We start from the raw sequence: 21,373 nt of genomic DNA on the forward strand, positions 1-21,373 counted from the left end.
CTGCTAAAATCAACAGCACTCATTTTTTAGCCTCAACTTTTAATTTTTAATTCTCAATTTTCAATTCCTTTTCATGGCCATTCCTGATTCCGAGCTGATTTTCAATAAAGACGGCAGCATCTACCACCTCAATTTGCAGCCCGACCACATTTCCGACACCATTATTACCGTCGGCGACCCGGAGCGGGTACCACTTGTGAGCCAGCATTTCGATTCCATCGAAACCCGGATTCACAAGCGTGAATTCGTGACCCACGTGGGCTACTACAAAGGCAAGCGCCTCACGGTTATCAGCACCGGCATGGGCACCGATAACATCGATATCCTGCTTAATGAACTTGATGCGCTGGTTAACATCGACTTCGTGACGCGGGAGGCCCGCCCTCAGGAAGAGCACATTGCCTTGCGCATTGTGCGGGTGGGCACCAGCGGCGCGTTGCAGGCCGATATTCCGGTAGGTTCGCACCTGGTTACCGAGCATGCCGTTGGTCTCGACTCGCTGATGCAGTTCTACCCCTTAGTGGAAACCGGGCTGGAAATTGAAGTGGCGACCGGCGTGCAGCAAGCTCTGGCCCTCGACTACCGCCCATACTGCGTGCGGGGTACCGATTTGCTGCGTGAGCAGCTGGGCGCGGGCATGGTAGTGGGTAATACGCTGACCTGCCCCGGCTTCTATGGGCCCCAAGGCCGCGTACTACGCCTGGATTTGCGCCGCCCCGACTTAATCGAGCAGTTCCAAAACTTCCGGCACGAAAGCGCCGAAGGCGAGTTCCGGCTCACCAACTTCGAGATGGAAACGGCTGGTTATTATGCCCTGGGCCGCATGTTGGGCCACGAGGTGGTATCGTTGAATGCCATTGTGGCCAACCGTGCCACCGGCGAGTTTGCCACCAACTCCGACGCCGTGATGCACGATTTGATTGCCAAAACGCTGGATCGGGTCTAAACCTGCATCTGTGCAAACGAATCGGCCCTTGCCTTCCCATGGGAGAGCAAGGGCCGATTCGTTTGCAATCAATTCTACAGCTAGTTCTACAAGCTACTTTGAATGTCGCCTAGTAGAAATCAAAGCCGATAATAGCCCGCAGTGGCAAAGTAATGCCGGCTTTAAGCGTCAGGTACTCGTGGTGGGTGGCCCAAACAGTGGTGTACACCCGCTTTACGGCGCCCTCTGCTGTCTTGAAATAGATGTCGAGTTTGCCTTGGTAGTTGTTGCCCAGGCTGGTAGCCCGTTCGGCATCGTGGCGGCGCTGCTGAATGGCGGCGGGGTCGGTCAGTACGTCGTCGGCAGAGAAGCGGAGCAGAGCAATGGCGTCTTTATCAATTACTTCAGCAGTTTCGGTGGGCAGTTCAAATGACATAACGGTAAGTACAAAAGGTCAGAGGTAGTGGGCAGGGCGCCGGAAACAATCCGGTCCGGATGAACATCTGCTGGAAGGCTGACCCTAACGAATCGGCCCTCAAGTGGATGCTATTTTCTTAACACATTTTACGCCAATTCCGCCAAAAAGGCCATTGTATCCACGCCATCAGCATAATCCGACACGCTCGGGTACTGCGCCTGCCCAAAGGCCGTGCTGCCAGCCCATTGCCCACTGCCCGACACAATGCACTGGGTTTGAGCGGCTACGTCGGTCAGCTGGTCCACCAAATCCACCTCGTGGGCATACGTGCCGTAGTGCAGCACCGAAATAGGCGAAACGAGCAGCGGGCTTTCCAACAGCAGCAGGTAGCCAGTATCTAGGTGCGGCACCCCATTCACCAGCAAGATGCTCTTGTTATAATCGTAGTTGTTGTTGTATTTATGATGGTCGACTACATGGTGCCAGGGGCGAAGCGAGTCGAGCAGGGGCGAAAAGTTGTAGTTCTGAGGCACAAACAACTTGCTGACGTTGCGGCAGCCCAGGCCGTAGTACCGGAAAATATCCTCGCCCAATAAGCTCAACTCATGGTCGGTTTCGTGGCCGGTGAGCACGCCCAGACTGGTGCGGTTGCGCCGGATGATATGGGGTCGCTTGCCAAAGTAGTAGTCGAAGTAGCGGGCCGTGTTGTCGGAGCCGGTGGCAATGAAAGCATCGGCGTCGTTGAGGCGCTCCTGAATCTGAATCCGTGCCTGAAAGCGAGGCTCAAGCTTCGTTAGCTCGTTCAGCACCCAGGTCATGAGCACCGAGTCGTCTCTGCTAAGCTTGGCCAGCAGGGTGTGGCCGCTGAGCAGTACGCACAACGCATCATGAAAGCCCACCAGCGGAATGTTGCCGGCCATAACCACGCCTACTTGCTTGGGGGCAGTTGGCTCGGCGGGGTAGCGGGCAGCCCAGCGCGTCAGGGTATTATCGGTGAGCATGTCGGCTACGCTTTTGATGGCCGTCGTCACGTTGGGCAGGTCGAACCAGGCGTTGCGGTTGCGGGCGTGGGCGGTTAGCTCGGTGAAAGTATCAACTGGAAGCTGGCGCAAGTGGTTGCCCAGCGCAACAAAGGCAGCCAGGCGGTCGGAGTGAAGCATTAAAAACTGGTTAGCAGGGTGGTAACAGAACGGTGGTCAAGCGGTGAGCGTGTGGCAAAGCAGGATTCCGAACAGAAATGTTCTTGGACAACCCAGGCCGGATTCTACGGTTTGCCTTGGCGACACGCTGCCGACTCAACAATTAGCCAAAAATCAACTTATCATCCGGTAATAAGTCACACATCCTAAAGTTAGTTTCTACTTTTGCACAGCGAATACTCCGCCAAGCGGAAAAATTTCGCGTACAACCCTTTCGATACCTCACATTACCTGATTCTACGGCTATGGCCATCATGATAACCGACGAGTGCATCAACTGTGGTGCCTGCGAACCAGAATGCCCCAACACGGCCATTTATGAAGGCGGCGCTGCCTGGCGCTGGGCCGACGGTACCACGTTGAAAGAAGTAACCATCGACGGCGGCAAAACGGTGTCTGGCGTAGCTCCCCAAACCCCCATTTCCGACGAGTACTACTACATCGTATCCGACAAGTGCACCGAGTGTGTAGGCTTCCACGAAGAACCCCAGTGCGCCGCCGTATGCCCCGTTGACTGCTGCGTAGACGACCCTGACTACCGCGAGTCGCAGGAGAAGCTAACCGAGAAAAAGGAGTGGCTGCACGCCTAAGCGCATGCTGAACCGCGGATTACGCGGATTTTGTAGACGATTATCCGTTCTTACGCCGCGTTGCCGCATAAACCAAAAGAGGCTTGCCAATTGGCAAGCCTCTTTTGGTTTATAATCGTCCACAAAATCCGCGGTTCAGGATCAGGTGCCGCAGTTGAAATACTTATCGTAGGCGGACTCTGGAATTAGGTTGAGCTGACTGAGCACTTTGATAGGCCAGCGCAGCTTCCGAATCAAGGAGTAGTTGTTGGGATAGTCGCGGAAGGTTTTCGGCGGGGCTTTCACAATCTGCTCGAATTCTTCGCGGGTCAACCCCAGGCGCTTGATGCACAGGTTGATGACTTTTTCGTCTTCGATGCCGTTGATGTGCTTCACCTTTTCCAGCGCTACTTCGCGGGGCATCTGGCCGGACCGCACCAGAGCCGAATAGTTGAACAGCCGCCGGTCGATGTTGAACTTAGTGCGGTTGAGGTAGTAGATAACGCTCTGGTACAGGTCGTCGAAGTAGTGGGCACCGGGGTTCACCCAGGCTAGTTCCCGCTCCAGCAACTGGTCCACGTCGGCCCGCACGTAATCCACGTGGTAGAGCAGCGTAACGGTTTTGATGCGCCGCACGAAAGCGTAGTAGAACATCTGCGGGATGTCGAGGTGGAAGCCGGGGTCGTCGGCTTTCCACGGGCGCAGTGGCACCGTGCCGTAGCGTTTGTGTACCGCCTTCAAGTACTTGCCATCCAGGTAGTTCCAGGTGAGCGGCGCAATGCCCTCGGTCCGGAACGACTGCCCGATGACGATGCGCTGAATGCCCTCTTTGGCGGCCACGCCATATAGCGCCGTGGCAATACCCACGTCGGTACCTTCTTCCATGTCCGGCGTTGAGGCTTTCAGGAAGGCAATTTTCAGGTCCTTGGATTCGCGCCAGTCCGAGGTGATGGTGCGCATTTCCACGTCCAGCTTTTGGCAGGCTTTCACCATGTTCTCGCCGGCCACGGGGTTGCCGAAACCGTCGTTGAAGTGCACGGCCAGGGGCCGCAGCCCCAGCTTCACCACGCAGTACCATAAGGTAAACGACGAGTCCCGGCCGCCGCTGACGCCGAGCACGCAGTCGTATTTCTTGCCTTTGCCGAGCCGCTTGATGTCGGCGGCTAGCTCCTGAACTTTCTGGCGGCCAGCCTCTCCCAGCGGAAAGGCTTTGTCCATGTGGTTGTGTACTTCACAAAAGTTGCACTCTCCCTTCGCATCGAACGTAATGCCAGGCACAGTGGTATCCATGATGCAACGGGTGCAGCGTTGGTAAGCTTGAGTCATGCAGAAGCGCAACAGGGTATCGGCAAAAGCACGAATCCTGTAAGTAAACAGAAAGAAAAAAAGAAAGAGGTTTCCCCTTTACGAAGGAAGAGAATCGAACTTGAAACCCTTACGGACAAGCATCTCACCAATTTGCGTGCCCTTTTCAACGCGGTTGGGCCGGGGAATGTCTACCACCACCAAGTCGCCCGCAAATTCGTTGAATTTGCCCTGCGCCCGAATGCCCGAAGCATCCACGGCCAGGGAGCAGCCGATGCTCTTTTTGCCTTCGTAGGGGCCGCCCACGATGTAGCCTACCGATGTGGTGCCTACCACCGCTACGTTGTAGAGCCGGGCCAGAATGGAATACGGCTTCACCCACTTTTCCCGGTAGGGGTCGTGCTCCTCGGTAATGGAGTAATCCACGGTCCAGGACGAAGGCGACAAAATAAATTCGGCGCCCATGCGGGCCAGCGTGTGCCCGATGCTTAGGCCATCGATGAAGTTGTCGGCGCAAATATTGACGCCGATTTTGCCGAGCGGCGTATCCACTACGTTCAGGGTCTGCCCTACGGCATAGTAGGGTTGCTCTACCGTGAGTAGGTTGATTTTGTGATACTTAGTGATGATTTCGCCTTGCGGGTTGATGAGCAACGCGGCGTTATACACGCGGCCGTCGGCACCCCGCTCGGTAAGGCCGGCGCAGATATAAATCTGGTGCCGAATGGCTTCCTGGCAAAGCTGGTCGGAGTAGATGCCGGGAATGGGTTGGGCTTCGGTGAGGGCGCTGGGGTGCGTCCAGGCAAAATCGAGGGTTTCGGGGAGCAGCACCACGTGGCAACCGCGGCTGGCGGCTTCGGCAATCATCTGGGCGGCCCGCACCATGTTGCGTTCCGGCTCACCGCCTTCCACCAGCAGCTGGCCCATGCCAACCCGCAGAATATCCGTGGTAAAAGAAGCAGCCGGTGCGGTCGGCGGAGGAATTACAGGTGCCTGAATAGGAGCAGGCGGAGAAGGAGCAGCTCTGCGAAACTTGAACAAGGAAGCCATAAGGCAGAATGAGAGAAAGGCCAAAACTGAGAACTTCAACTATCTATATAAAGATGCAAGCATGTACCATATAGTCAGCTAATTGTCAGAAAGGCAAGCCAAATTTAAGTTATATCCCGGATTTGCTCTCTTTTTTTGGGATTAAATAGGGGTTAAAGATACTGGCAATAGGTCGAGCTTGGATAGCTTATACGCAGGCCCGGCACTAAATCCTTACTTTTGCGGCCAATACGTATCCACTGACTTCCCGATTGTCGATGTCCATCGCCAAAACCTATACCCCCGCCGACGTTGAAGCCAAATGGTATCAGCGTTGGCAAGAGCAGGGCTTTTTCAAAGCCAAAGCCAACCCACGCAAGCAGCCGTACTCGGTGGTGATTCCGCCGCCCAACGTAACGGGCGTGCTGCACATGGGCCACATGCTCAACAATACCATTCAGGATGTGCTGGTGCGCCGGGCCCGCATGCAGGGCAAGGAAGCCTGCTGGGTGCCCGGCACCGACCACGCCTCCATTGCCACCGAAGCTAAGGTAGTGGCGCTGCTCAAGGAGCAAGGCATCGACAAAAAAGACCTCACCCGGGAAGAGTTTCTGAAGCACGCCTGGGAGTGGAAAGAGAAATACGGCGGCATCATTCTGGAGCAGCTCAAGAAGCTGGGCGCCTCCTGCGACTGGGACCGGACCCGCTTCACGATGGAGCCCGAGCTAACCGAAGCCGTGCTGCGCGTGTTCGTGGACCTGCACCAGAAGGGCTTGATTTACCGCGGTATCCGGATGGTGAACTGGGACCCCCAGGGCGGCACCGCCGTGTCGGACGAGGAGGTAATTGCCAAGGACACCATGGCCAAGATGTACCATCTGCGGTACTCAGTTGTCGGTTCTGAGTTGCCAGTTGCCAGTGAGGGAGACCAGCAGAACGATCCTGACAACCAACAACCAACAACCAACAACTACATCACCGTAGCTACCTCGCGTCCGGAAACCATCATGGCCGACGTGGCGGTAGCGGTAAACCCCAACGACCCGCGCTATACGCACCTGCACGGCGCCAAAGTGCGGATTCCGTTGCTGGGCCGCGAAATTCCGGTGATTCTGGACGAGTACGTAAGCATCGACTTTGGGACGGGCGCGCTGAAAGTGACGCCCGCGCACGATCTGAACGACTACGAGCTGGGTCTCAAGCACAACCTGCCGGTAATCGACATCCTCAACAACGAAGGCTCGCTCAACGAGAAAGCCGAGCTGTACGTGGGCCAGGACCGGTTTGCGGCCCGCCGCAACATCGTGAAAGACCTGGAAGCCGCTGGCCTGCTCGACAAGGTGGAAGAGTACGCCAGCGTGTTGCAGACGTCGGAGCGCACCGGCGCGGTAATTGAGCCGCGCCTGAGCTTGCAGTGGTTCCTGAAAATGGAACACCTGGCCAAGCCGGCGCTGGAGGTGGTGGAAAACGACGAAATCAAGCTGCACCCGCCCAAGTTCAAGAACATGTACCGGGCGTGGATGGAGAACGTGCATGACTGGTGCATTTCGCGGCAGCTGTGGTGGGGCCAGCGTATTCCGGCCTATTATCTGCTAGATGGTTCATTTGTGGTAGCCCTCAACGAGGAAGAGGCCGTGAAGCTCGCCCGCGAGAAAAGCGGCAACGCCGAGTTGCAGGCCACCGATTTGCGCCAAGACGAGGACGTACTGGATACCTGGTTTTCGTCGTGGCTGTGGCCGATTTCGGTGTTCGATGGGTTCAAAGACCCCGACAACGCCGATGTCAACTACTTCTATCCAACCAACGACCTGGTAACGGCCCCGGAAATTCTGTTTTTCTGGGTGGCCCGCATGATTATGGCCGGTTTGGAATACCGCAAGCAGGTGCCGTTCCGCAACGTATACCTCACTGGCATTGTGCGCGACGACCAGGGCCGCAAGATGAGCAAGCAGCTCGGCAACTCACCCGACCCGCTCGACCTGATTGCCACCTACGGCGCCGACGGCGTGCGCACCGGCATGCTGTTCTCGTCGCCGGCCGGCAACGACTTGCTGTACGATGTGAAGCTGGTAGAGCAGGGCCGCAACTTCACCAACAAGCTCTGGAACGCCTTCCGCCTCACCCAGGGCTGGGAGGTGGATGCTGCGCTGCCTTTCGCGAATGCCAAAGCCGTAGAGTGGTTTTCGGCCAAGCTGCACGCCGCGCAGGTAGAGCTGGACGAGCATTTCGAGAAGTTCCGGATGTCGGACGCGCTGATGACGGTGTACAAGCTGGTGTGGGGCGACTTCTGCTCGTTCTACCTGGAAATGGTGAAACCTGCTTATCAAGCCCCCATCGACCCCGAAACGCTGCGCCACACCACTGGTTTCCTGGAAACGCTGCTCAAGCTGATGCACCCGTTCATGCCCTTCATCACCGAAGAAATCTGGCACGAACTGGCCGAGCGCGGCCCCAAAGACTACGTGTGCGTGGCCGCTTGGCCCAAGCCGGCCCCAGTAGCCGGCGGTGCTGAGTTGCTGGCCCGGATGGACAAGGCACTGGAAATTGTGGCGGGGGTGCGCAACATCCGCAACCAGAAAGGCCTCGGCCCCAACAAGCCGCTGACCCTGGCCGCCAAAACCGACGACGTGGCCCTGCTGCACGACTACGACGGCGTAATCCGGAAGCTGGCGGCGCTGAGTGAAATCAGCTTGGTGGAGGCCGCGCCGGCCGCTTCGGTGAGCTTCGTGACGGGCGGGGCCGAGTTCTTTGTGCCGCTGGAAGGCCAGATTGATATGGGCGCGGAAAAAGCCCGTCTGGAAAAAGAGCTGGAGTACGCCGTCGGCTTCCGCGACTCGGTGCAGAAAAAGCTCTCCAACGAGAAGTTCGTGCAGAACGCCAAGCCCGACGTGCTGGAGCGGGAGCGGCAAAAGCTGGCCGACGCCGAAGCCAAGATTGCCACGTTGCAGCAGAGCCTGAACAACTTGTAGTCTACGTTTCGGCTTGCGCTGTTTGTACACAAGAAGCTCCGTCCTGACCCGGCGGAGCTTTTTGTATAGCGGGTCCTCAGCGGCAGCAGGCAGAACAAGACGGAGCCGTTTACCTTCGGCCAACCGCCGCACCGCAAAGAAGTAGTGCGGGTATTTCTGTTAATGCTTGATACCCCACTGCGCACACTAGCTCAGGTGTATCTTCCACTGATCGTGATTTTCTACTTCAATTCCCTAACGCTGTTATGCTCACTCCACCCGTAGCTCACCCCAAGCCCTACCAGGTACCCTCCCCCCACGGCCCCCGCCCCGACAACTATTACTGGCTCAATGAGCGCGAAAACCAGGAGGTAATCGACTACCTGAACGCCGAGAATGCCTACTTCGAGCAGGAAATGGCGCCGGTACGCGACTTGCAGAACCGGTTGTTCACCGAAATCAAGAGCCGCATCAAGGAGCAGGACGAGTCGGTGCCGTACCGCGACAATGGCTACTTCTACTACGTGCGCTACGAGGCCGGCGGCGAGTACCCGATTTACTGCCGCAAAAAGGAAAATCTGGACGCTCCCGAAGAAGTGCTGCTCGATGCCAACCAGATGGGGGAGGGGCAGGCCTACTTCCAGATTGGCGGCTTCCAGGTCAGCGACGATAACCAACTGCTGGCCTTCAGCGTGGACACCGTGGGGCGCCGCATGTACACGCTGCGCATCAAGAACTTAGCTACCGGCGAGCTGTACCCCGAGCAGATTGAAAACACCGGCGGTGAGGCCGTATGGGCCGCCGACAACCAGACCGTGTTCTACTCCAAGCAGGACGTAAACACGCTGCTGACCTACCAAATCTACCGCCACCAACTCAACACCGACCCCGCGCAGGACGTGCTGGTGTACGAGGAAGAAGATAATACTTTCCACATCGGGGTGGGCCGCTCGAAGTCGCGCGAGTACATCTTCATCCAGATGGGCAGCACTATGTCGTCGGAAACGCGCTACGTGGCGGCCACCAATCCGGCAGCGGAGTTTCAGGTGTTTCTGCCCCGCGAAGACGACCATCTGTATGAAGTCGAGCACTTCGAGGACTACTTCTACGTGCTGTCGAACGACGGGGCGCCCAACTTCCGGCTGCTGAAAACGCCCGTTACGGCGACCGGCAAAGTGAGCTGGCAGGAAATCATTGCCCACCGCGACGACGTGTTTCTGGAAAACATGGAGCTGTTCCGGGAATATCTGGTGCTGGGCGAGCGGCAGGAGGGCCTGTTGCAGCTGCGCGTGATGCGGTGGGAAAACGGCGAGGAGCACTACCTCAACTTCGGCGAGCCGACCTACACCGCCGCCATCAGCATCAACCCCGAGTTCGATACCACCGTGCTGCGCTACGGCTACTCCTCGCTCACCACGCCCACCAGCACCTACGACTACGACATGGGCACCCGCACCAAAACCTTGCTCAAAGAGCAGGCCGTGCTGGGTGATTTCCGGAAGGAAAACTACGTGACCGAGCGGCTGTACGCCACCGCCCAGGACGGCACGCGCATCCCCATGTCCATTGTGTACCGGCAGGGCTTCCGGCAGGATGGCAGCGCGCCGCTGCTGCAATATGCTTACGGGTCGTACGGTATTTCCATCGACCCCACATTCAGTTCGGCCCGGCTGAGTTTGCTGGACCGGGGCTTCGCCTACGTGATTTGCCACATCCGGGGCGGGCAGGAGCTGGGCCGGCAGTGGTACGAGGCCGGCAAGCTGCTGAACAAGCGCAATACCTTCACCGACTTCACCGACTGCTCGGCCTTCCTGCTACAGGAGCAATACACTGCCGCCGACAAGCTATTTGCGGCCGGCGGCTCGGCGGGCGGGCTGCTGATGGGCGCCGTCATCAACCAGCACCCCGAGTACTACAGAGGCGTGGTGGCGGCCGTGCCCTTCGTGGACGTGGTAACCACCATGCTCGACGACACTATTCCGCTGACCACCGGCGAGTACGACGAGTGGGGCAACCCCAACGAGCAGTTGTTCTACGAGTACATGCTGTCTTACTCGCCCTACGACAACGTGCAGGCCCAGGCCTACCCCAACCTGCTGGTCACTACCGGCCTGCACGACTCGCAGGTGCAGTACTTCGAGCCGGCCAAATGGGTGGCCAAGCTGCGCACCCTCAAAACCGACCACAACCTGCTGCTGCTCCACACCGACATGGAAGCCGGCCACGGCGGCGCCTCCGGCCGCTTCAAATCCATTCATGACGCCGCCCGGCAGTTTGCGTTTATGCTGCTGTTGCTGGGTGAGCAGTAGCCCCGGGTAATTAACTCAGGTTGCGAGGTAGCGGCGTAGCGGCGAGAGGTTTGTAACAGATACAGCGACAGTAGGTGTGCGCCGCGTAGCGGTGCCAGAGCCACCTGGCTATTCTGGCACCGCTATGCGGCGCTTCCTGCCGAAAACAACCCGTTCTACAAACCGCTCACCGCTACGCGGCTACCTTGTAACCTGTATTAAATAAGCTGGCTGCCTGAAAAATGACGCTGTTATTTCGCGCGACGTGCGGAGTGGCAGCGTCATTTCTTTTAACAATTCAGATAGTCAACTTCCTGGTAGCTACGTAGAAGCGCAGTAAGAAAGGGCAGATGGCTAAGCACGGCGGTTGTCGTTGGGCGACTATTACTGCCTTCCGATGCCACCTTGCCATTAAACTGGTGTCTGTGGGTTCAGTCCAAGGTCTCAACCGGTCTGCTAATCTTCCGTCCCGGACGGATGAAAAAGAGGATTGGTCGTTTTGAGGGGCGAGGCTGCGCACGAAGCCAGTAGCTTCGAGAAATTTTACGTACACGACTACACCCCACCGGGTTTGCCGAGTGGTATTCTTCCAGTGAATTGATGAAAAAGATTTTACTTGCTTTGGCCTTCACTAGTGCCGGCCAGCTGGTTTTCGCACAGAATCAAGGCGGTCCGCCCGCCGGAACACGCCCCGCCGGTGGCCCGCCCGCCGGCGGCGCCCCGCGCCAGCTAGCCACCGGGGCACCGCAGCCCCAGCAAGGCAGTGGGCGCATTACCGGCACCGTAACCGATGCCGCAACCAAAAAGCCAGTGCCCTATGCCACGGTGGTGCTGCTCAACCCCGCTACCGGCAAGCCCGCCGATGGTACCGCCGCCGACGAGCGGGGCAAGTTCACCATGACGGGGGTGGCCGCTGGCACCTACACCGTGCAAATCAGCTTCCTGGGCTATAAATCCGTTGATAAAACCGGCATCACCATCACCGACGCCGGCAACACGGTAGCCCTGGGCACGGTGGCGCTGGCCTCGTCGGCGCAGGCGCTCAAGGAAGTGGTGGTAGAAGGCCAACGCTCCCTGATTGAGGAGCGGGTAGACCGCACCGTGTACAACGCAGAGCAGGACCAGACCACCCGCGGCGGCGACGCCACCGACGTGCTCAAGCGCGTACCGCAGCTAACCGTGGACCTGGATGGCAACGTGACGTTGCGCGGCAACTCCAACGTGCGGGTGCTTATCAACAACAAGCCTTCTACCATCACGGCCAGCAGCATTTCCGATGCGCTCCGCCAGATTCCGGCCGATGAAATCAAGAGCGTGGAGGTAATTACCTCGCCCTCGGCCAAGTACGACGCCGAAGGCTCGGGCGGCATCATCAACATTGTCACCAAGAAAAACAACTTGGAAGGCAAAACGCTGAGCATTGATACCAGCGTAGGCAACCGGGGCTCCAACCTGGGGTTGAACGGCAGCATCCGGACGGGTCGCATGGGCTTCTCGCTGGGCGGCTGGGGGCGCGCCGGCTACAACGTGCCCGGCACGTTCTCCAACGACCAGCAAACGTACGGCGAATCGGGGGGGCTGATTTCCACCACCAGCCAGCAGGCCAGTACCCGCCGCAACGACGTATTCGGGCGCTACACCCTGGGCTGGGATTTCGACATCAACAAGTACAACTCGCTGGCGGCCTCGGTGCGCTACGGCTTGCGCAACGGCACCAACTACCAGGACGACCTGCTCACCCGTTCCGACTTTTACGGCGTTTCCGGGGCGCTGCTCCGCCAGACCGGGGATACGCGCAACGTGCGCACCAACGACAAGTCCAACAACGTGGATGTGAGCCTGGGCTACACCCACACCACCGAAACGCCCCAGCAGGAGCTAAGCTTTTTGGGGGTGTACAGCCGCAACAACCGCAACAACGACTTCACCAACACCATCACCGACCTGCTCGATACCGCGCCAGGGGCCAGCGTGTCGCCGTACCGGCTCAAAAACCTCAACGACAGCTACGACCAGGAACTCACGCTGCAACTCGACTACCAGACGCCCATCGGCGACAAGCAGATTCTGGAAGTGGGGGCCAAGGACATTATGCGCCAGGCCAACAGTGACTACACCTACCTGCGGGCCGAAGGCGACAACCTGTTTGAGCCGCTCACCAATGCGGGCCTCAACAACCAGTTCAACTACGACCAGAACGTGGCTGCCGCCTACGCGGCCTACACGCTCAATTTCCTGAAGCAGTACACCCTCAAAGCCGGGGCCCGCTACGAGTACACCACCATCAACGCCAAGTTCGCCAATACCGATACCGAAACCGAAATTCCGTCGTATGGGGTGCTGGTGCCCAGCTTCAACCTCTCGCGCCGGCTGGCCAGCGGCAACACCCTAAAGGCCGCCTACAACCGCCGCATTCAGCGCCCCTCGCTGCGCTTCCTCAACCCCAACGTGCAGGCTTCCAACACGCGCAACGCCACCCAGGGCAACCCGGTGCTCGACCCCGAGTACACCAACAACTACGAGCTGGGCTACAACACCGCCATCAAAAACGTGCTGCTGAATATGTCGGCGTTTGTGCGCAACACCACCGGCTCGATTCAGTCGGTGCGCCGGCCGGCTACGCCCGACGAAATTGTGCGCTACGAACTGTCGGAAGGCGCCATCTTCACTACGTTCGACAACATCGGGCAGGAAAACGCCTACGGGGGCAGCCTGTTCGTGAATGCCAAGATTGGCACCAAGTTCACCCTCAACGGCGGCCCCGATTTCTATTACGCCGTCCTGCGCAACAACGTGTCGGACGTGAACTACAACGCCCGCAACAAGGGCTTCGTGATAAGCGGCCGTGTGTTTGGTACCTACAACCTCACCGATAAGTGGAGCCTCCAGGCTTTCACGTTTGCGCGGGGCCGGGAGGTGCAGCTGCAAGGCTACCAGAGCGGCTTTGGGGTGTATAGCCTGAGCGTGCGCCGCGAGTTTGCCGAGAAGCGCGGCAGCATCGGGTTCGGGGCCGAGAACTTCTTCTCGCCCAAAATCCCGATTCGCACCGAGTTTACTTCGCCGCTGCTGGTGCAGAACAGCGAGAACATCCCCAACCGCCTCAACTTCAAAATCAACTTCAGCTACCGCATCGGTAAGCTGAGCGTGGCCGACGCCAAGCCCCGCCGCCGCCGCAACGCCGGCAACGACGACCTGAAAGAAGGCGGCGACGCCGACCCCGGCAGCACCCCCGCCCCGCAGCCCACTGGCGGCGGCGGCCGCCCCTAAGGCGAGCCAGGCTGTGTAGGCAGCAAGCAAAAAAGGAACGTCATGCTGAGCGCAGTCGAAGCATCTCGCGTGCTGATGTCGGATTACTAATCCACTGTCAGCACGCGAGATGCTTCGGCTCCGCCTCAGCATGACGTTCCTTTTTATGGGTAGCGAGGTGCTCTACCGCACCTTCAAACTGTCGGGTACGGCGGCGCCGCGGGTGGCTTGGGTGAGCTGGTTTTGCAGCTGAAAATTCACCTGCTCACAGTCGGTGAACCGCTGGTTGGCTTGCTTGAGGGCTTCTTCCGTGCGAGTAAGGCGCAGGTACAAAAAGATGATAAGGCCCAACGCTATGAGTAGGGCAACGAGGGGAAGGACTTTGTTCATGCAGATAGCAAGGCAGGTAAGAGCCGCAAAGGTAAGGCTGCGACTGGCCACCGCGGCCCTGCTGTTTTGTACCTTATTTTCGGAAAAATAAATAATAAGGTACAAAAATTGAATGTGCCGCCGCTACGGCTTGGCCCGGCGGGCATGGCCTTTGGCGGGCGCGGCGGCCGGGGCCAGGGGGGCGCTCAGCTCGGCGTACTTCTCAAACAGGCGCTGCACCCGCTCGGTATCGTGCTTGAAGGGGCGGCGCAGGTAGAGCCGGTCGACTAGCCTATCGAGGTGGCGGTGGGCAGCGCGCAGGTCGGGGGGCATGGCCAGCGGGTCGTAGAGGTCGGCGAGGGTGCTGCCGGGGTGGGCGGCGCGGGCGTCCAGCACCACCTGGGCGGCTGCTTCTATGGGTTGCCGGTCGGCGGCGCTGGGCTCGGCGGGCCAGGGGAAGTTGTTGTAGACGATGTCCTTGGAGTAGCGGTAGTCACTTTTCAGCCGCCCGCAGGTATAGCGCATCCAGGCCATGTGCATAGCCGAGGTCAGCACCCCGAAATGGTAGAGCGTGGCGTTGGGAACGGTATTAACTAGGTCACTTGCTATTACATCTTTTGGCATGAAGCCAATTGGTACATAAGGCCGCTTCTCAGAAGAAACACGCGGTATTAGCAAATAAGCGGTGTCTGGTTGTGCCAGTTGTCTGAAGAGGGTATGGTTCTGATAGCCACGAGTAGCAGCGGCTTTACTGGCTAAACGAAATTGTTTGACTGCCTCAACCCGTGCGCGTACCAGTGGCATCTGCTTCAGTTCTCCAGGCTGCATATCTACCAGCCACAAACACCAGCGGCTTTGCCCGTTGATGAACTCCTGCGCCCCGGTGAAAGGCCGCACGAAACGGGCCACCGCTGGCTCGGCTGCTAATAGTTCTTCCCGTTCTTCATCTGATAAAATAAGGTGGCCTCCATCTGTGGGCTTGTTGCCGTAGCGCATAGCCGGTACTGGCGAAATGGGCCGGGGGCGGTTGGTGAGCAGCACGGTTGGTCCGCCAGTCAGATAGGGTGTAATGTTATCAGGATTGATTTCGTGCGGTTGTGTATCGGTAACTGAGGCGTACTCGAACAGCCGCTTCACTGGGACGTCCTGCGGCCCAAACCCAATGATGATGCAATGCACAGCCGCTTTACCGCGGGCTTCATTGGTCCATTTAAAGGTTTGGTGGGCAAAATGAATCTTCATCCCAAAGCGGAAGATGATAGGCCCCCACAACAGACCCACTTGTTCGCCTTGCGTGATGGAGTTGGTACTGACCAGTGCTGCCCGAACATCGGTTCCCTGAACGTACTCCGCCGTTTTCCAGAACCAAGCCGAAACAAAATCCAAGACACCTGCCGCTGATACGCCGTGCAGTACCCGGCGCAAATCGGCCTTCTGTTCTTCCGTCTGATAATGGTGCCCCACAAACGGCGGGTTGCCGACGATGTGGCTGGCGTCGGTGTTGGGCAGCACCTCGTTCCAGTCGGTGGTGAGGGCGTTGGCGTGCAGGATGCGGGCGCGGTGGCGCAGGGGCAGGCGGGCGTAGTACTGCCCAAAGCGCACCGAAAGCAGCTGGTTCATCTGGTGGTCGACGAGCCACAGCGCCACCTCGGCAATGCGGGCCGCAAACTCGTCAATCTCGATACCGTGCATCTGGTCGACCTGCAATTGTACCAGCGTGGCTACGCCCAGGCCCTGTTGGGTGCCGGCCTCGTTGGGGTAGAGCAGCTCCAACAGCTCCAGCTCCAGCAAACGCAGCTCGCGGTAGGCCACCACCAGAAAGTTGCCGCAGCCGCAGGCCGGGTCCAGCAGGCGCAGCTTGGCCAGCTCGCTCTGCATGGCCCGCAGGCGCGGGGCGCGGGTGGTGGCACTCAGGGCGGCCAGCCGGGCCAGCTCGGCCCGCTTCTCATCCAGCAGCAGCGGCCCCAGCGCCTTCCTAATGTTTTGCTCGGAGGTGTAGTGCGCGCCCAGCGTGCGGCGCTCCTGCGGGTTCATCACACTCTGAAACAGGGAGCCGAAGATGGCCGGCGAAATCTGGCCCCAGTCGAGGCGGGTGGCATCCAGCAGCAGGTCGCGCATCTGGCTATCAAAGGCCACCGTGCGCAGCCCGCCCTTAAACAGGTCGCCGTTCACGTACGGAAACTCGCGCAGGTGCTCGGGCAGGGCGGCGGGGCGCTGGTCTTCGGGCGTGTCCAGCGTCTCGAACAGCTGGTGCAGCAGGGGGCCCAGGTGCTGGCCTTTGGGGCCGGCGTGCTGGCTCACCAAATCCATGAAAGCGGCGCGGGGGAAAATGTCGGTGTCCTCGGCGAACAGGCAGAACAGCAGCCGCACGAGGTAGCGCTCCAGGTCGGAGCCCCGGTAGCCGCTGGCTTCCAGCTGGTCGTGGAGGCGGCCCATGCGCTCGGCGGCCTGCACGTTCACGGGGTCCTGCTCCTGGTAGGTGCGCTGCTGGTAGCCGGCCATAAACCCAAACAGCCGCACGTGCTGGCCCAGGTCGGAGAGCTGAATTTCGGTGTGCTGCTCGGGCTTCGGAAACACCGTGCTCGGGCGCAAATCATAGAGGCGCAGCCGGGCAAAGTCCGACACGAAGATGTACTGCGGCTTGTCGTGGGGTTCCAGGCCGCCCACGTACTCCAGGGCCTGGTGGTAGGCATCGTCGAGGTTTTTGCCCAGGCTTTTGCTTTCGCCTAGCAGGATGCCGGGCCAAAACAAATCAATGCGGCCCCGGCGGGCGGGGCCGGGGGCGGCTACCGCGCCGGCGGGCAGGGTAGGGTCGTGGCGGGTGACGTTCTCCTCGAAGCGGGCCACCTTGCGGCGGTTGATGCCGAACACCTCGAAAAAGTCGTTCCAGAAGGTTTGGGCCTCGCCCTGCTCCGAGCTGTAGTCTTTGGCATTGCGGGCAAAATCATAGGCATTCTTGCGAATCTCGGTCCAGCTAAGCGGCATCGGGTACGGGGGATAAACAGGATGGGATAGTCCCGCAAGATAGGGGGTGGAGCGTGTGCTGTCCTTGTGCTTTCATGTAGTACTTTCACCCACCTCCCATAAGAAGAGGAAAATGGCAGTATCGTATAGGAGTGTATAAGTCTATTACAATGCTGCACTCTGACCTACTGGCTTACGTCGAAAAGCATCTTTCTTCGGAACTCGCCCTCATGCAAACCGGCGGCTACGCCACCGCCCACCCCACGCTGACGCCCGCCGAAAAGGCGCTGATATACCACTACACCGATACTGGTTCCACGGCGCTGAACCGGGCATTGCACACTAACCTGCGTGGGGTGCCGGGCGTATTCCAACAAGAGTTACCAGTAGTGCTACGCAAGCTGCCTATTTATGCTGGTACCGTATACAGCGCCGCTCATTTGCAACCAACTGAACTTAGCCGGTTGGTAGCTGCCGCTACTACTGGCGATACGCTGGAAAATGCGGGCATCATCACTTGGCCAGCGTATCTGTCGGCCAGTTGCTCACGCCGGGTGGCCAAAATCCATGCGGCGGGATTCTCTGATTCCGTAGCGCCAAAAAACTGTTTGTTTGTCGTGCGTTCCAAAACCGGGCGCAATATCGAACAGCTTTCATGTTATGGCCCTAATGGGAAAGATCCGTTCGATAGTGAGCAGGAAGTCTTATTTTTACCTGACACTCAATTTACTGTGGTTGGCATTGACTTGGCAACTAGTCTGCCCATTATACAGTTAATAGAAGTATAATTCTGCTATGTCCGCCTTCACCAACTACCTCGAAACTGTCTCCAGGCAAGCCGCTCCCGTTCGGGAAGAGGATTTGCTGTTTAAGTTTGTGTTGTTGGATTGTGAGCCAACAACATTGAAGCGCATGGTTGCCGTTTTGAACCAACAACTGGTAGCCTTGCCCGCTACCACCCCCAAGAGCGTCTTCTCTACCCTCATGCGGCTGATTGCCCACCTGGATGAGCGCCGTGAAGAAGCCGAGTTGGCCGCTAACCCGGAGCGCCGGGCCGGTATCGAACGAGTAGGCGAGCATTTTGCCCGCAAGGCCCAGTCGGGCTGGTCGAGCCAGCCGCTGCCGGAGCTGCCCCCCGACGCGCAATAGTTCTTTTCAACGTTGCTTTGACAGATAAAGCCCCGGTCGCCCCAGCAGCCGGGGCTTTGTTTTGTTCATGGGTTTCTGTACCTTATTCTCAAGTAATTCAAAAATAAGGTACAGAAACCCATGCCTCGCAGAGCCATTCCATCCACTACGCTGGTAGCTGCCGTCCGGAAATATTTTGGGCTGGTACAGCACGAGCTGGCCGCTTACTTAGGGGTAAGCCCGGAGTTGGTGAAGCACATCGAAGCCGGCCGCCGCACCCTGACTGGCCCGGTGCTGCTGCGCCTGAACTCGCTGGCTCAGCTGCTCCCACCGGATGCCCCGGCCCAACCCGCCGCGCCGGAGCCTGATATGCCTCCGCCCGGTGCACCCGCGCCCGGCCCCCTGGAAGCCCGCCTTGACTATTGCCAGCACCACGCCGGCAAGCTGCGCCGGGAGCTGCGCACGTTGGCCGCCGGGCAGGCCCAGGCGCGGCGCTGGCAGGCGGTGTTGCCTGGCTTGCTGCGGGCCCCTGCGTTGCCGGAAGTGCTGCTGCCCGCCCCCGACGCCCACCGGGCCCGGCAGTGGCTGCTGGCGCGGCAGCAGCAGGCCACGGCCATCCTCACCGATGCCGATACGGTGGCCCGCTACCACCTGCTGCGGCTGCGGGCCGACGCCCTGGAAACAGAAGCGGCGGCTTTGGCGGAACTGTTGCGGGAGCCAGCGCCGGGAGGCGTCCCAAAATAGGGGCGTGGGGTCTCAAAACAGGGGGAAATTTGTGCGGTAGTGCGCAGCCAGCCCGGCTATCTTGGGGCATATCTCATCCTCTAACCCCTTTACTTTTATGGCTCTTGATGTAACCGTATTAACTACCCGCGCCGAGTGCGACGAAGTGCTCGACGACCTGGCCGCCGAGCTGGATGGCTACCAGCAGCGCACCAGCAACCTCGAATTTGCCGACCGCCGGACCAGCCGCTCCCAGGCCGACGCCGCCGGGCAGCTGGCGGGTGTAGAAGCCGAAATAGCCGCCTACACTGCCATCCTGGCTTCACCCGATATTACGGCCACTATGCGCAAGCAAAACGAAACCAAGCTGCGCCGCGCCAACGACCGGCGCGACAACCTCACCGACACGGGCAGCTCCCGGAGTGCGGCCAGCCGCTTGCTGGCAGCCGTAGATACCCAGCAGGTGCAGGCCCAGGTAGATGTGCTCACAGAAGCCCAAACGCAGGTAACCACCCACCGCGCTACCCTGCCCGCTTAGCAAGCTGCTTGTAACGGCCAACAGAAAGGCCCGCCGGATTATCCGGCGGGCCTTTTCTTTATGAAATGCTATTTAATGGTTGCTTGACCGTCGTGCTTCGGCTGCGCGGACGCCAGATGAGCATGACGGTCAAGCAATTATTAAATAGTCGTATTCGGGTCGAACTGCTCGAGGTAGTCGGCTACGCGGCGCACGAACATGCCGCCGAGCGAGCCGTCGACCACGCGGTGGTCGTAGCTGTGGCTCAGGAACATGAAGTGCCGCACGCCAATCAGGTCGCCCTGCGGGGTTTCAATAACGGCGGGCTTCTTCTTGATGGCGCCCACGGCCATAATGGCTACCTGCGGCTGCATGATGATGGGCGTGCCCATCACGTTGCCGAACGAGCCCACGTTGCTCACGGTGTAGGTGCCGCCTTCCAGGTCGCCGGGGGTGAGCTTGTTGATGCGGGCCCGGTTGGCGAGGTCGTTCACCTTCTTGCTGAGGCCGTTGAGGTTGAGCTGGTCGGCGTTGTGAATGACCGGCACAATCAGGTTGCCGCTGGGCAACGCCACCGCCACCCCAATGTTGATGTCGCGCTTCTTGATGATGTAGTCGCCATCCACCGATACGTTGATGTTGGGGAAGTCCTGGATGGCGCGGGCAATGGCCTGGATGAAGATGGGCGTGAAGGTGAGGTTTTCGCCTTCGCGCTTTTTGTAGGCATCCTTGTGCTTGTTGCGCCAGTTCACGATGTCCGTCACGTCGGCCTCCACGAAGGAGGTAACGTGCGGCGCAATGCGCTTGGAGTCCACCATGCGCTGGGCAATCATTTTGCGCATGCGGTCCATCTCCACCAGCTCCTGCCCACCGCTGATGGAAGGCACAGCTTTGGTTGGTTGCTGGTTGTTGGCTGCTGGTTGCTGGGCTTGCGGTGCGGCTTGGGCAACGGGCGCGGCTGGTTTTGCAGCCGGGGCTGGCGCGGCGGCCGGAGCCGGTGTGGCGGCCGGAGCCGGGGCAACGGGCGCGGCCGGAGCAGCGGGCGCAGTTTGGGCTTGCGGGGTCAGGGGCTTTTTACCGGCCGCTACGTAGTCGAGAATGTCTTTCTTGGTGACGCGGTTTTCGCTGCCGGTGCCGGGCAAATACTCCAGGTCGGCCATCGAAATACCTTCTTCGCGGGCAATGCTGAGCACCAGCGGCGAGTAGAAGCGGCCGGGCTGGGGCTGAGCAGCCGGAGCGGCGGCAGCTTCCGGTACGTAGGGTACTTCGGCCACGCCTTGGTCGGCGGGGACGGGGGTTTCCGGGGCTGAAGCTGCTTCGGGCGCGGCGGCCGGCGGCGTGGTGCTCTGGGCGGCGGCCACGTCGGTTTCCACCACGGCTATGGGGGCACCTACGGCCACTACCTGGCCTTCCTGCGCTAATATCTCCTGCAATACGCCGGCATGAATGGCGGGTACTTCGGTATCTACTTTGTCGGTAGCCACTTCCAGCACTGATTCGTCCTGCTCAATCGTGTCGCCGACTTGCTTGAGCCATTTCAGGACGGTGCCTTCCATAATGCTTTCGCCCATTTTGGGCATCACCATTTCCACTCGTGCCATGCGGTATAGGAATAGGGGTTGGGTTATTGGGGTGGGGGAATTTCAGGGCCAAAGGTAGGGAATAGTGAAGTGGTGAAATTGTGAGATGGTGAAATTGTGAGTTTGACGTTATAACCGCGCAAATGGCGCAAGTAAAACGTCAAA

At 59.2% G+C, this 21,373-nt stretch carries 16 protein-coding genes; 9 read left to right on the forward strand and 7 right to left on the reverse strand.

The features are described 5' to 3' along the window. The first annotated feature begins 73 nt into the window (after window positions 1-73). Complete coding sequence (locus tag J0X19_RS00875) at window positions 74-946, forward strand: nucleoside phosphorylase (protein ID WP_206979992.1); 873 nt, start codon at window positions 74-76, stop codon at window positions 944-946. Between the two features lie 109 nt (window positions 947-1,055). Here the strand turns inward: J0X19_RS00875 and J0X19_RS00880 are convergent, their stop codons facing one another. Beyond that, window positions 1,056-1,361 carry a hypothetical protein gene (locus J0X19_RS00880; RefSeq protein WP_206979993.1) on the reverse strand — a complete coding sequence of 102 codons (306 nt, stop codon included), beginning with the start codon at window positions 1,359-1,361 and terminating at the stop codon, window positions 1,056-1,058. A gap of 128 nt (window positions 1,362-1,489) precedes the next feature. Continuing rightward, the gene (locus J0X19_RS00885) at window positions 1,490-2,503 is read right to left on the reverse strand and encodes an acyl-CoA reductase (RefSeq protein ID WP_206979994.1); all 1,014 of its coding nucleotides are present in this window, start codon (window positions 2,501-2,503) and stop codon (window positions 1,490-1,492) included. 284 nt (window positions 2,504-2,787) lie between these two features. On the opposite strand from J0X19_RS00885, the gene J0X19_RS00890 reads away from it, so the two are divergent. Then, window positions 2,788-3,132, forward strand: coding sequence for a 4Fe-4S dicluster domain-containing protein (locus J0X19_RS00890; protein ID WP_206979995.1), 345 nt, complete (start codon window positions 2,788-2,790; stop codon window positions 3,130-3,132). Between the two features lie 141 nt (window positions 3,133-3,273). Here the strand turns inward: J0X19_RS00890 and J0X19_RS00895 are convergent, their stop codons facing one another. Both J0X19_RS00895 and J0X19_RS00900 read right to left on the reverse strand, forming a co-directional pair. Next, a complete protein-coding gene (locus tag J0X19_RS00895; RefSeq protein ID WP_206979996.1) occupies window positions 3,274-4,437 on the reverse strand; it encodes an N-acetyl sugar amidotransferase in 1,164 nt (387 codons plus the stop codon). 78 nt (window positions 4,438-4,515) lie between these two features. Beyond that, entirely contained in the window at window positions 4,516-5,466 is a 951-nt protein-coding gene (locus J0X19_RS00900) for a carbon-nitrogen hydrolase family protein (RefSeq protein WP_206979997.1), read from the reverse strand. A gap of 257 nt (window positions 5,467-5,723) precedes the next feature. Between J0X19_RS00900 and J0X19_RS00905 the strand changes: the two genes are divergently transcribed. The 3 genes from J0X19_RS00905 to J0X19_RS00915 all read left to right on the forward strand — a co-directional run bounded on the left by J0X19_RS00905 (window position 5,724) and on the right by J0X19_RS00915 (window position 13,948). After that, window positions 5,724-8,414 carry a valine--tRNA ligase gene (locus J0X19_RS00905; protein WP_206979998.1) on the forward strand — a complete coding sequence of 897 codons (2,691 nt, stop codon included), beginning with the start codon at window positions 5,724-5,726 and terminating at the stop codon, window positions 8,412-8,414. A gap of 245 nt (window positions 8,415-8,659) precedes the next feature. Further along, window positions 8,660-10,702 (forward strand): S9 family peptidase, encoded by a 2,043-nt coding sequence (locus J0X19_RS00910; protein WP_206979999.1) that lies wholly within the window; start codon window positions 8,660-8,662, stop codon window positions 10,700-10,702. A 579-nt stretch (window positions 10,703-11,281) separates the two neighbouring features. Then, complete coding sequence (locus tag J0X19_RS00915) at window positions 11,282-13,948, forward strand: TonB-dependent receptor domain-containing protein (RefSeq protein ID WP_206980000.1); 2,667 nt, start codon at window positions 11,282-11,284, stop codon at window positions 13,946-13,948. Window positions 13,949-14,110: 162 nt separating this feature from the next. Here J0X19_RS00915 and J0X19_RS00920 read toward each other — a convergent pair whose 3' ends face one another. Beyond that, entirely contained in the window at window positions 14,111-14,317 is a 207-nt protein-coding gene (locus J0X19_RS00920; RefSeq protein WP_206980001.1) for a hypothetical protein, read from the reverse strand. Between the two features lie 123 nt (window positions 14,318-14,440). Continuing rightward, window positions 14,441-17,281, reverse strand: a complete 2,841-nt coding sequence (locus J0X19_RS00925; RefSeq protein ID WP_206980002.1) for a DNA methyltransferase — start codon at window positions 17,279-17,281, stop codon at window positions 14,441-14,443. A 149-nt stretch (window positions 17,282-17,430) separates the two neighbouring features. Here J0X19_RS00925 and J0X19_RS00930 point away from each other — a divergent pair, with 149 nt between their 5' ends. The 4 genes from J0X19_RS00930 to J0X19_RS00945 all read left to right on the forward strand — a co-directional run bounded on the left by J0X19_RS00930 (window position 17,431) and on the right by J0X19_RS00945 (window position 19,649). Further along, window positions 17,431-18,048: a hypothetical protein gene (locus J0X19_RS00930; protein ID WP_206980003.1), complete on the forward strand. Its 618-nt coding sequence runs from the start codon at window positions 17,431-17,433 to the stop codon at window positions 18,046-18,048. A gap of 7 nt (window positions 18,049-18,055) precedes the next feature. Then, window positions 18,056-18,409 (forward strand): hypothetical protein, encoded by a 354-nt coding sequence (locus J0X19_RS00935; RefSeq protein ID WP_206980004.1) that lies wholly within the window; start codon window positions 18,056-18,058, stop codon window positions 18,407-18,409. A gap of 120 nt (window positions 18,410-18,529) precedes the next feature. Further along, window positions 18,530-19,132 (forward strand): helix-turn-helix domain-containing protein, encoded by a 603-nt coding sequence (locus J0X19_RS00940; RefSeq protein WP_206980005.1) that lies wholly within the window; start codon window positions 18,530-18,532, stop codon window positions 19,130-19,132. Between the two features lie 97 nt (window positions 19,133-19,229). Next, window positions 19,230-19,649 (forward strand): hypothetical protein, encoded by a 420-nt coding sequence (locus J0X19_RS00945; RefSeq protein WP_206980006.1) that lies wholly within the window; start codon window positions 19,230-19,232, stop codon window positions 19,647-19,649. Window positions 19,650-19,789: 140 nt separating this feature from the next. On the opposite strand, the gene J0X19_RS00950 is transcribed toward J0X19_RS00945, so the two are convergent. Beyond that, window positions 19,790-21,229 (reverse strand): dihydrolipoamide acetyltransferase family protein, encoded by a 1,440-nt coding sequence (locus tag J0X19_RS00950; RefSeq protein WP_206980007.1) that lies wholly within the window; start codon window positions 21,227-21,229, stop codon window positions 19,790-19,792. Window positions 21,230-21,373 lie beyond the last annotated feature (144 nt).

Source organism: Hymenobacter telluris, assembly GCF_017313265.1.
Classification (GTDB): Bacteria; Bacteroidota; Bacteroidia; order Cytophagales; family Hymenobacteraceae; genus Hymenobacter; species Hymenobacter telluris.